The organism is Caldimonas manganoxidans ATCC BAA-369 (assembly GCF_000381125.1).
Classification (GTDB): Bacteria; Pseudomonadota; Gammaproteobacteria; order Burkholderiales; family Burkholderiaceae_C; genus Caldimonas; species Caldimonas manganoxidans.
Map to the genome: position 1 here is coordinate 15020 of NZ_KB905947.1, position 11124 is coordinate 26143.

At 66.2% G+C, this 11124-nt stretch carries 11 protein-coding genes; 6 read left to right on the top strand and 5 right to left on the bottom strand.

What is annotated here, in order from left to right:
* Positions 1–95 precede the first annotated feature (95 nt).
* Entirely contained in the window at positions 96–1496 is a 1401-nt protein-coding gene (gene dnaA / locus F615_RS0110995; protein ID WP_019561238.1) for a chromosomal replication initiator protein DnaA, read from the bottom strand.
* Between the two features lie 442 nt (positions 1497–1938).
* On the opposite strand from dnaA, the gene rpmH reads away from it, so the two are divergent.
* The 6 genes from rpmH (at position 1939) to F615_RS0111025 (ending at position 6723) form a co-directional block, all read left to right on the top strand.
* Complete coding sequence (rpmH, locus tag F615_RS0111000; RefSeq protein WP_019561239.1) at positions 1939–2073, top strand: 50S ribosomal protein L34; 135 nt, start codon at positions 1939–1941, stop codon at positions 2071–2073.
* Positions 2074–2098: 25 nt separating this feature from the next.
* A complete protein-coding gene (locus tag F615_RS0111005) occupies positions 2099–2578 on the top strand; it encodes a ribonuclease P protein component (protein ID WP_019561240.1) in 480 nt (159 codons plus the stop codon).
* Positions 2575–2913, top strand: coding sequence for a membrane protein insertion efficiency factor YidD (gene yidD, locus F615_RS0111010; protein WP_019561241.1), 339 nt, complete (start codon positions 2575–2577; stop codon positions 2911–2913). The genes F615_RS0111005 and yidD overlap by 4 nt, the downstream gene beginning before the upstream one ends.
* Entirely contained in the window at positions 2910–4616 is a 1707-nt protein-coding gene (gene yidC / locus F615_RS0111015) for a membrane protein insertase YidC (protein ID WP_026330244.1), read from the top strand. The genes yidD and yidC overlap by 4 nt, the downstream gene beginning before the upstream one ends.
* A gap of 79 nt (positions 4617–4695) precedes the next feature.
* Positions 4696–6072, top strand: coding sequence for a tRNA uridine-5-carboxymethylaminomethyl(34) synthesis GTPase MnmE (gene mnmE, locus F615_RS0111020; protein ID WP_026330245.1), 1377 nt, complete (start codon positions 4696–4698; stop codon positions 6070–6072).
* 183 nt (positions 6073–6255) lie between these two features.
* Positions 6256–6723 carry a cyclic nucleotide-binding domain-containing protein gene (locus F615_RS0111025; protein ID WP_019561244.1) on the top strand — a complete coding sequence of 156 codons (468 nt, stop codon included), beginning with the start codon at positions 6256–6258 and terminating at the stop codon, positions 6721–6723.
* Between the two features lie 10 nt (positions 6724–6733).
* Here the strand turns inward: F615_RS0111025 and F615_RS0111030 are convergent, their stop codons facing one another.
* The 4 genes from F615_RS0111030 to F615_RS0111045 form a co-directional block, all read right to left on the bottom strand.
* Positions 6734–7273 (bottom strand): adenine phosphoribosyltransferase, encoded by a 540-nt coding sequence (locus tag F615_RS0111030; RefSeq protein ID WP_019561245.1) that lies wholly within the window; start codon positions 7271–7273, stop codon positions 6734–6736.
* A 43-nt stretch (positions 7274–7316) separates the two neighbouring features.
* Positions 7317–7892: a histidine phosphatase family protein gene (locus F615_RS0111035; RefSeq protein WP_019561246.1), complete on the bottom strand. Its 576-nt coding sequence runs from the start codon at positions 7890–7892 to the stop codon at positions 7317–7319.
* Positions 7893–7919: 27 nt separating this feature from the next.
* Complete coding sequence (locus F615_RS0111040; protein WP_019561247.1) at positions 7920–8894, bottom strand: MBL fold metallo-hydrolase; 975 nt, start codon at positions 8892–8894, stop codon at positions 7920–7922.
* Between the two features lie 201 nt (positions 8895–9095).
* Positions 9096–11093, bottom strand: coding sequence for a monovalent cation:proton antiporter family protein (locus tag F615_RS0111045; protein WP_019561248.1), 1998 nt, complete (start codon positions 11091–11093; stop codon positions 9096–9098).
* Between the last annotated feature and the right edge of the window lie 31 nt (positions 11094–11124).

Here is an 11124-nt window from a genome sequence, read left to right on the forward strand (position 1 = left end):
AATACAGGGCTTGTTCGAAACTTGTCCCCAGCTTTGTGCTTTGACAACAGTGTTCCCCTTGTGGCAGTCGAACGGAAAAAAAAGAGGGTGGGCGCTCAGCCCTTGAGGGTCTGCTCCAGCACGTGCAGCTGCTGGTTCAGTTCGGTGTTCTTGCTGCGCTCGCTGCCGATCTTGCGCACGGCATGCAGCACGGTGGTGTGGTCGCGTCCGCCAAAGAGCTCGCCGATCTCGGGCAGGCTCTTTTGCGTGAGTTCCTTGGCCAGGTACATCGCGATCTGGCGGGGCCGGGCGATGGAGGCCGGCCGTTTCTTGGAATACATGTCGGCGACCTTGATCTTGTAGAAATCGGCCACCGTCTTTTGGATGTTCTCCACCGAGATCTGCCGGTTTTGGATCGACAGCAGATCCTTGAGGGCTTCACGGGCCAGCGCGATGTTGATTTCTTTGTGGGAAAACCGTGAATAAGCCAGGATCTTGCGCAGTGCGCCTTCGAGTTCACGCACGTTGGCGCGCACGTTCTTGGCCACGAAGAAGGCCACGTCCTCGGGCATTTGCGCGCCTTCCATTTCGGCCTTCTTGATCAGGATGGCCACGCGCATTTCCAACTCGGGAGGCTCGATGGCCACGGTCAGGCCCGAGTCGAAGCGGCTGGTCAGCCGCTCGTCGATGTCCACCAACCCCTTGGGGTAGGTGTCGCTGGTCATGACGATGTGGGCACGCTTGGCCAGCAGCGCCTCGAAGGCGTTGAAGAATTCCTCCTGGGTGCGGTCCTTGCCGGCGAAGAACTGCACGTCGTCGATCAGCAGCAGATCGAGCTGGTGGTACTTGGCCTTGAGCTCGTCGAAGGTCTTGCGCTGGTAGTTCTTCACCACGTCCGAGATGAATTGCTCGGCGTGCAGGTACAGCACCTTGGCGTCGGGCCGGTCGGCCAGCAAGGCATTGCCCACGGCATTCATCAAATGGGTCTTGCCCAGGCCCACGCCGCCGTAGATGAAGAGCGGGTTGTACATCTGGCCCGGGGCGCCGGCCACGTGCAGCGCGGCGGTGCGGGCCATCTGGTTGGCCCGGCCAGGCACCAAGGTGTCGAAGGTCAGGCTGGGGTTGAGGCGGTGGCGCGAGGGCTGGGGCGGCGGCGGGGCGGCAACGGCCGGACTGGCGGCCACCGCGCCGTTCATCGCCGGGGCGGCTGGGGTCGCGGTCGGGGCCGATGCGGCCGCCACCGGCCGCGTCGGCATCGGGTCCCGGGGGGCCAGCGACAGCTCCAAGCGCACCGGCTGGCCATGCAATTCGGTCAGCAGGGCTTGGATGCGGGCGGCGTACTGGGCCCGGATCCAATCCAGCTTGAAGCGGTTGGGCACGCGCACGGACAGCACTGGCCCGGCCTCGCCCTGTGTCAGCAGGGCTGGAGGCAGAGGCCGGATCCAGGTGTTGAATTGCTGTTCGGGCAGTTCGGCGGCGAGTCGTTCGCAGCAGCGCTGCCACAAGTCGGAGCTCATGGAATTGTGGAAAACTTTCTTCTAGAGCCGCCGGATTCTAGCCTTGCACGGCCGTGCACGGACGACTTATCCACAGAAAATGACTTCGAATCCACCCCTCGGTCCTCCAGGGTCGGTGCGCAGGGTCCATTGACCGACGAACTTGCATTTGGTGTAATTGAGGGTTTCCCGCACTTTCGTTGGCCTGCTCGAGACGCGTGTGAGACGCTTCGCGCTTACAGAGTCCACAGGAGGGGCTCAGAGCGCTTCTTGGGAGCGTTTCTGCGGCTTGATCGGGGGGCTTGATCGGTCTATCCCGGGTCGGTTGGGCGTTTCGTGAAGCTGCCGCAGGCATGTCCGGTGCCGGGAAACCCCAAGCCCTGGCCGGGCCTGGGCTCTGCAGAGGTGTTGATGTGTCGCCAGGCTGTTCGGCCCGGGCGGAATTCTCCGAGAGGATCCGATCATGAAACGTACTTATCAGCCTTCCAAGGTTCGCCGCGCACGCACGCACGGCTTCCTGGTGCGCATGAAGACCAAGGGTGGCCGCAAGGTCATCAATGCCCGCCGCGCCAAGGGCCGCAAGCGCCTGGCCGTCTGATCCCGGCGGCGCGGCGAACGCCGGCTTGATCCTGCCTGCAGCCTCGACCCGTCTGGTGCGGCTGTCGCGCCGTGCCGATTTCGAGCGGGTGCTGGGGGCGGGTGCCTCGGCCATCGCAGCGCGCAGCCCACATTTCGTGCTGCATCACCTGCCGAACACGGACGAGTTGTCGGACGAGTTGTCAACAGGAGGGCATCCCGAGGGGGCGCTGCCTGTGGATGTCTTCCGACCAGCGGCCCGCGAGCTGCTCGTCGGCGTGGTGATTCCGAAGCGATGGGCCCGCCGTGCGGTCACGCGCAACCTGTTGAAGCGGCAGATGTACGCGGCTTTCGCGCGCCATGCCCCTGCCTTGCCCGGCGGGATGTGGGTGGTGCGTCTGCGCGCCGCCTTCGATCGCGAACGATTCCCCAGTGCCGATTCCAAAGCGCTGCGCCGTGTGGTGCGCAGCGAGGTCGATGCCCTGATGCAGGCGGCGGTGCGACAGCGGGCCGGGAGGGCGGGATGATTGCGGCCCTCCTGAAGGCCTTGGTGCGTGCCTACCAGGTGTTGTTCAGCCCCTGGATCGGGGGCGACTGCCGTTTCGAGCCCAGCTGCTCGGCATACGCCTGGCAAGCCTTGGACCGCCATGGCGCGGTAAAGGGCAGCTATTTGGCCGCACGCCGCTTGTTGCGCTGCCATCCTGGGTGCGTGGGCGGGCACGACCCCGTGCCCGAACGCCATTGGGCAGGCTCGGCCCGGTCGGCCCCCTGGTTCACCCGCCTCGTCGAGGCTGGCCGTGCCCCGGACGTGCCGTCTCGTTCCTCCCCTTGCTCCTCTTCCAACAGCGAGTCGTCTCCATGACCGATATGCGCCGCACCATCCTGTGGGTGGTGTTCTCGATGTCCCTCATCCTGCTGTGGGATGCTTGGAACAAGCACACCGGCCGGCCGTCGATGTTCTCGCCGACGCCGGTGGCCCAACAAAAGGCCGCCTCGGCGCCGCCCCCGTCGGGCACCGCGTCGGCCGCCGCATTGCCTGCGCCAGCGCAAGCGGGCGCCTCCGGCAGCATCGCCACCCAGGCGCCAGCGGCCAGCAGCGCCGCGTCGCAGCAGCTGGAGATCGTCACCGACGTGGTCAAGGCGCGCATCGATACCCAGGGCGGCACGCTGAGTTACCTGGAGTTGTTGCACTACGCCGACCAGGAGGACCGCCGCCGCAACGTGGTGTTGATGGACCAGTCGGCCCAGCGGGTCTATCTGGCGCAGACGGGCTTGATCCAGGCCGGTCGCAGCTTTCCGAACCACTTCACGGCTTTTTCGGTGGATGATGCAACGCCGCGTCGCTTGGCCGATGGGCAAGACCGTGTGGAGGTGAAGCTGAGCTCGCCGGTGGTCGGTGGGCTGCAGTATGTCAAGACCTACACCTTCCAGCGGGGGCAGTACACCATCGGCGTGCGCCATGAAATCATCAACCGCGCCGATGAAACCTTGGAGCCGCAGCTGTATCTGCAGCTGGTGCGCGATGGCAACCCGCCCCCGGGCGAGTCGTCCTTCTACTTCACCTTCACCGGTCCGGCGCTCTACACCGAGCAGAAGAAGTTCCACAAGGTGGAGTTCAAGGACATCGAGCGCGGCAAGGCCAGCACGGCCGAGCCGGCCGACAATGGCTGGGTGGCGATGGTGCAGCACTATTTCGCCTCGGCCTGGCTGCTCAATGTGCCGGGACACGACCGCATGATGCGGGAGTTCCGCGCCGCCAAGGTGAGCGACAACCTGTACTCGATTGCCATGGTGGTGCCGCTGCCGCCGATGGCCGCCGGCCAGAGCCACCGTGTCGAGTCCACGCTGTTCGTCGGCCCGCAAGAGGAGAAGAAGCTCGCCGCGCTGGCGCCCGGGCTGGAATTGGTGAAGGACTACGGCTGGTTCACCATCCTGGCCAAGCCCTTGTTCTGGCTGCTGGACAAGCTCCACGCCCTGCTGGGCAACTGGGGCTGGTCCATCGTGGCCTTGGTGGTGCTGCTCAAGGCCGCTTTCTATGGCCTCAATGCCAGCGCCTATCGCTCGATGGCCAAGATGAAGGCCGTGGCCCCGCGGATCACGGAGCTGCGTGAGCGCTACAAGGACAAGCCGCAGCAGATGCAGCAGGAGATGATGCGCATCTATCGCGAGGAAAAGGTCAACCCCATGGGGGGATGTTTGCCGATCTTGATCCAGATCCCGGTGTTCATCGCGTTGTACTGGGTGTTGCTGTCGTCGGTGGAAATGCGCAACGCGCCGTGGATCTTGTGGATCCAGGATCTTTCGGCCAAGGACCCGTATTACATCCTGCCGCTGCTGATGACGGCCTCCACGCTCTTGCAGACGTGGTTGAACCCCACGCCGCCGGACCCGATCCAGGCCAAGATGATGTGGATCATGCCGCTGATGTTCTCGGTGATGTTCTTCTTCTTCCCGGCCGGTCTGGTGCTGTACTGGTTGACGAACAACCTGCTGTCCATTGCGCAACAGTGGTACATCAACAAGAAGCTCGGCGTGCTGGAGCTGAAGTTCCCGTCCAAGGACTGAAGCCGCTGACGGTGTGAAGCCAACGCCCCGGGGTCTGCGCCGCGGGGCGTTGGCGTTTGTTGGGCTCACAATGGGGGCCATGCTGTCTCGTCATCAAGACCCGATCTTGGCGATCGCCACGGCTCCCGGACGCGGGGCGGTGGGCATCGTGCGCGTGTCCGGGCGCGATCTTTCGAGCTTCGTGCCGGCCTTGCTGGGCCGCTCGCTCGTGCCACGCCATGCGCACTATCTGCCCTTCACCGATGCGCAGGGTCAGCCCATCGACCATGGCTTGGCGCTGTATTTCCCGGCGCCGCATTCCTACACCGGCGAGGACGTGTTGGAGCTGCAGGCCCATGGCGGCCCGGTGGTGTTGCAGTTGCTGGTGGCCCGTTGTCTGGATGTGGCAGCGCAGGTCTTGCCCCGCCTGCGCTTGGCCGAGCCCGGCGAGTTCACCGAGCGGGCCTTTTTGAATGACAAGCTCGATCTGGCCCAAGCCGAGGCGGTGAGCGACTTGATCGAAGCCAGCACCGAGGCGGCCGCGCGTTCGGCCGGCCGCTCGCTGGCCGGTGCGTTCTCGCAGCAGGTCGAAGGTTTGCGCGAGCGCTTGGTGCGTTTGCGCTTGCTGGTGGAGGCCACGTTGGACTTTCCCGAGGAGGAGATCGACTTCCTCGAGAAAGCCGATGCGCGTGGCCAGCTCGAAGGCATTCGCAGCGCGCTTCAGACCTTGCTGGATCAGGCGCACCAAGGGGCTTTGCTGCGCGAAGGCATGCGGCTGGTGCTGGCCGGCCAACCCAATGTGGGCAAGAGCTCGCTGCTCAATGCCCTGGCTGGCGCGGAGCTGGCCATCGTCACGCCGATTCCGGGGACCACTCGCGACAAGGTCAGTCAGACGATCCAGATCGAGGGCGTGCCGGTGCATGTGGTCGATACCGCAGGCCTGCGCGAAGCCACCGACGAGGTCGAGCGCATCGGCATTGCGCGCAGTTGGAGCGAGATCGCCCAGGCCGACGTGGTGCTTTTTTTGCACGACCTCACGCGCCTGGGGCAAGCGGACTATGACGCCGGCGACATCGAGATCGGCCAGCGCTTGCCTCCGGGGGCAAGGGTGGTGCATGTCTACAACAAGCTCGATGCTCAGCGCTTGCCTGCTGGACTGCCGCAGCCCCATGTGGCGGTGTCGGCCAAGACCGGCGAGGGCCTGCAGGCACTGCGCCGCTTGCTGTTGGAGCAAGTGGGTTGGCAGGCGCAGCCCGAAGGGGTGTTCATCGCGCGCGAACGCCACCTGCGCGCCTTGCGCCGCACGGCCGAGCACCTGGAGCAGGCGCAGGCCCATGCGCTGGCTGCCGATGCCGCCTTGGATTTGCTGGCCGAGGAGCTGCGCTTGGCCCACGACGCGCTGGGCGACATCACCGGGCGCATGACGCCCGACGAGCTGCTGGGAGAAATCTTCCGTCAGTTCTGCATCGGCAAGTAGCGAAGATTCCGGCGGCGTCCAAATTGTGTCAGGTCGCGCCGCTACGCCGCCGTCCACCCTGCCTGCGGGGGGCGGCATTGTGAGCCCTGGGGCTGCGGCCCATAATGGGATGCTTCAAGCCGCGATGCCGCGCGTGTGGGCGCGGCATCGTCGGCACAGCCGACCCAGGAAGGACAAAAGAAGATGGAAGCCCAGGAGCTGATCCAGGCAGTGCAATCGCTCAATGCCGAGGACGCCTTCCGGCCGCGTCTCGATGCTCATCAATGGCGCACGCTGACGCAATTTCTCTCGCGCCACGAGGTGCGCATGGGCGATCAAGTGATTCGGCAAGGCGATCGCGACCGCGCCATGTATTTCCTGGCCCAGGGCACGATGCAAGTGTTCGTGGCCAATGCGGCGCCAGGAGCCAACAAGGTGGCCATCTTGCGTCCCGGCGCGGTGATGGGCGAGCCCTCGCTGTTTGCCGAGGGCCCGCGCATGGCCACGGTCGAGGCCATGACGCCAGGGGTGATCTATGCCTTGCGCTTGCCACGCCTGGAGGAACTGGCCGCGCGCATGCCGGTGGTGGCCTTGGAAGTCTTGCGCGCAGCCGGTGCGGTGATGGCCATTCGCATGCGCGCCAATCTGGCGCATCGCATTCCGATGACCTGAGCCACCGCGCTCAATGCCCCTCGAAGCTGACGAGGGTATACACCGGCAGGCCCGAGGCGCGCAGCTTGTCCCCACCACCCAATTCGGGCAGCTCGACGATGGCCGCGCCCTCGATCACGTTGGCGCCCAGGCGCTCGAGCAGACGTTTGCCCGCCATCATGGTGCCGCCGGTGGCGATCAGGTCGTCGATCAGCACGACCCGATCTCCGGGTTTGACCGCGTCGGTGTGCAATTCCACCGTGGCCGAGCCGTATTCCAGCTCGTAAGTTTCTTCCACCGTCGTGAAGGGCAGCTTGCCTTTTTTACGGATCGGCACGAAGCCCACGTTGAGCTCGTAGGCCAGCACCGAGCCGATGATGAAGCCGCGCGCATCCAGTCCGGCCACCACATCGACGGTGGTGTCGAAATAGCGGTGCACGAATTGATCGATCAGCACCCGAAAGACCTTGGGGTTTTGCAGCAGCGGGGTGATGTCGCGGAACTGCACCCCGGGGCTGGGCCAGTCGGGGACGGTGCGGATGTGGCGCTGGATGTATTGGGCGGTATCCATGGGGAGTACGGCAAGAAGTAGGCCAAAGGCCGAGCTGCTGCGCTCAGGCGTCCAGGCGCAGCCGGCCCAGCATTGTGCCGCCATCGGGGCCGCCACGGATCACCACGGCTTCGCCCATGTCCACCCAGGTGCCCGTCAATGCCGTGATGTTGACTTGGTGGCTGCCCCAGGCCTCGAAGCCTTCGGCAGGCAGCTGTGCCAAGGCTTCGTGCAGCGCGGCGGTTTGGGCGCGGCGCTGCGCGTCGTGTTCGGTGAAGAACGAATGCAACGCCGGCCAGACTTCATGACGGCCGAAGGCCAGCTCGGCCGTCTCGATGCAGCGGCACCAGCCGCTGCTGCGCACGAGACGGGGTTGCAAGCCATGCGCGGCCAGGGTCTGCCCGATGCGCCGGACTTGGGCGCGGCCTGCGGCCGACAGATTGCGTTGCGTAGCGCAGTCACCCAACCGAAAGTCGGGGGGATCGCCCACACCGGGCACGGTGCGGGCATGGCGCAGCATCAGCACCACGCCGCCACCACGCAAGGCGCTCAGCAGTGCGGCGGCTTCGGCCCGCAAGTCTGCGGGGCCCATGCCGAAGCCCAGGCCCATCAGGCTGCCAAGCAGCAAGCGACGCTTCATGGGCGGCCGGTGCGCTTGGGCTGCGCATCAGGTCCGCGCAGGCTTGAAGTCATAGCCCTGGGCCTGCCGTTGGAGCTGGCCAAAGGCCGGGAAGGGGAAGTGGTAGCCGCCCACGGTCACGCCTTCTTGGGCGGCCATCGACAGGATCTTGTGTCGCACGGCGCGTGCGGCCTGCGGGTCCATGTCGAAGGTGACGGCCCAGTCCGGTTGGCGCACGAACAGGGCGGGGAGGTTGGACAGATCGGCCAGGTTGAGGAAGCGCTGGCCACGCGACTCGACCTGGAACATCGACATGCCCGGGGTGTGGCCATGGGCGGCGATGGCGCGCAGGCCGGGCATCAGCACCGCATCCGGCGCGAAGCGACGCACTTGAGTGGCGATGGGGCCGAAGACGCGGCGCACGTTCTGAAAGGCGCCGCGCATGGCGTCTGGGGCGGCGTTCATGCGGGCGTCATCCATCCAGAAGGCCCATTCGGCCTCGGGCACCCATACCTCGGCCTTGGGGAAAGGTGTGCTGCCGTCGCGGTTGCGCAGGCCGTTGATGTGGTCGCCATGGAAGTGCGTGATGAGCACCGTGTCGATTTGATCCGGCGGGAGGCCGGCGGCCTGCAGGTGGGCCAGCAGTCGGCCGGTGGTGGGGGCGCCGAACTGGCCGTTGCCGGTGTCCATCAGGATGCGGCGCTCGCCCAGGATCGCCACGAAGGCCGTGAAGCCGATGTCCACATGGGTGGTGGGCAGGCCGGCGTCGCGCAAGGCGGCCTGGACCTGCGCCAAGGGCACCTCGCGCACGAAGCCCTCGGCCAAGGGACGCCGGGCCACGCCATCGTTGATGGCCAGGATCTCGACCTCTCCAAGACGGAGGCGGGCAAAGCCGGGATTGGGCAGCTCGGGCAGGCCCAAGTCGGGCGCGTTCTGGGCCCAGACCGGTGCCCAACCCAGGCCCCCAAGGGCCCCGAGGGTGACGACGGCCGATCCGGCGAGAAACTGGCGACGCTGCAGCATGGGAACTCTCCTGTACACAGACACTCACGGGGCTGATCCGCAGGCCGGATGGCGTCGGCCTGATGGCCACCGACGGGCATGGCGCACGGCGATGATGGTCGTGCCATCCGGGCGCTGCCGCCAGCGGCGCGGATAAATCCACGAGCGGCTGCGGGCTTTGCGCGCCCTGCGCGCACACCGGCCCACGGGTCAGACCGCGCATCAGACTGCGAGCAAGCGCTCCTCGGCCCGGGCGAGGGCTTCGGGCAGGCCCGACAGCACCAGGGTGTCTTCGCTGTGCAACACCAGCTGTGCCTCTGGCCGCACCACCGCCCCCTGCAGGCGGCGCACCGACACCACCTGCACGTCCAGGGCTTCGAGTCCCAGGCGGTGCAGGGGCTGGCCGCTCCAGGGCGAGCCGGCGGGCAGGGTGACCGACTGCAGACGCTGGGTATGCAAATCATCGGCACCGCTGTCGTCGGCGCCATGGAAGTAGCCGCGCAGCAGGCTGTAACGGGCTTCGCGCTGCTCTTGCACGCGACGCAGCACCCGCCGCATCGGCACCCCGACCAAGGCCATCGCATGTGAAGCCAGCATCAAGGAGCCTTCGATCGCTTCGGGCACCACCTCGGCAGCACCGGCGGCGCGCAGGCGCTCGAGGTCCGCATCGTCGATGGTGCGCACGATCACCGGCACCTTGGGGGCGTGCTGGCGCACCAGCTGCAGGATCTTCAGCGCCGAGGGCGTGTCGTGGTACGTCACCACCACGGCGCTGGCGCGCGACAGGCCGGCGGCCACCAGGCTTTGCAAGCGGGCTGCGTCGCCGAAGACCACGCTTTGACCGGCCGCTGCGGCTTGGCGCACGCGGTCGGGGTCCAGGTCCAGTGCCATGTACGCAATGCCCTCGGCTTCCAGCAGCCGGGCCAGGTTCTGGCCGCTGCGCCCATAGCCGCAAATGATCACGTGGGCTTCGGAGCGGATGGACTTTTTGGCAATGCTGGTGAGTTGCACCGATTGCAGCATCCAATCGTTGGCCGACAAACGCATGACGATGCGGTCGGCATGCTGGATGATGAAGGGGGTTGCCAACATCGACAGCACCATCGCGGCCAAGACCGCGCTGCGCAGATCCAGCGACACCAGTCCGCGCTCGGTGGCCAGGTTGAGCAGCACCAGACCGAACTCGCCAGCCTGGGCAAGGTACAGCCCGGTGCGCAGCGCCACCCCGGGGGGCGCGCCGAACAGCTTGGCCAATGCGGCCACGAAAGCGAACTTGAACAGCAGCGGCACGGTCAGCAGCAGCAACACCAGCGGCCATTGCTCCCAGACCACCCGCCAGTCCAGCAACATGCCGATGGTGATGAAGAACAGGCCCAGCAGCACGTCATGGAAAGGCCGGATGTCGGCCTCGACCTGGTGCTTGTACTCGGTCTCGGCAATCAGCATGCCGGCCACGAAAGCGCCCAGGGCCAGCGACAAGCCGGCATGTTCGGTCAGCCAAGCCAACCCGAGCGTGATCCACAGCACGTTGAGGATGAAGAGCTCCTCGCTCTTGCGCCGCGCCACCAGAGTCAGCCACCAGCGCATCACACGCTGGCCGCCGGCCAACAGCACGATGAGCAGCGCCGCGGCCTTCAGCAAAGCCAGGCCCAGGTCGCGCGCCAGTGCGTCGGCCGCCGCCCCCAGTGAAGGAATGAGCACCAGGAAAGGCACCACCGCCAGATCCTGGAACAGCAACACGCCGATCACACGCCGGCCATGCTCGCTGTCGAGCTCCAAGCGCTCGGCCATGAGCTTGACCACGATGGCGGTGGACGACATGGCCAGCGCTGCGCCCAAGGCCAGCGCCGTGGGCCAGGCCAGAGGCCAGGGTCGACCCAGCAGCCCCAGCCCGAAGGCCAGCACGGCATTGCCGGCCACGGCCAGCACCACCGTGCCCAGCACCTGGCTGAGGCCCAGTCCGAAAACCAGGCGGCGCATGCTCTTGAGCTTGGGCAGGTTGAACTCCAGCCCGATCACGAACATCAAGAACACCACGCCGAACTCGGCCAGGTAGCGGATGCCGGCCGTATCCTTGGCCAAGGCCATCGCGTTGGGGCCGATCAGCACCCCGACGGCCAGGTAGCCGAGCATGGGCGGCAGCTTCAGGCTGCGGCACACCCCCACGCCGAGCACGGCGGCCAACAAATACAGCAAGACGAGATCGAGAGTGGAGGCCATGGTGAGTGTGCACAAGGGTCGGCGCGAGACA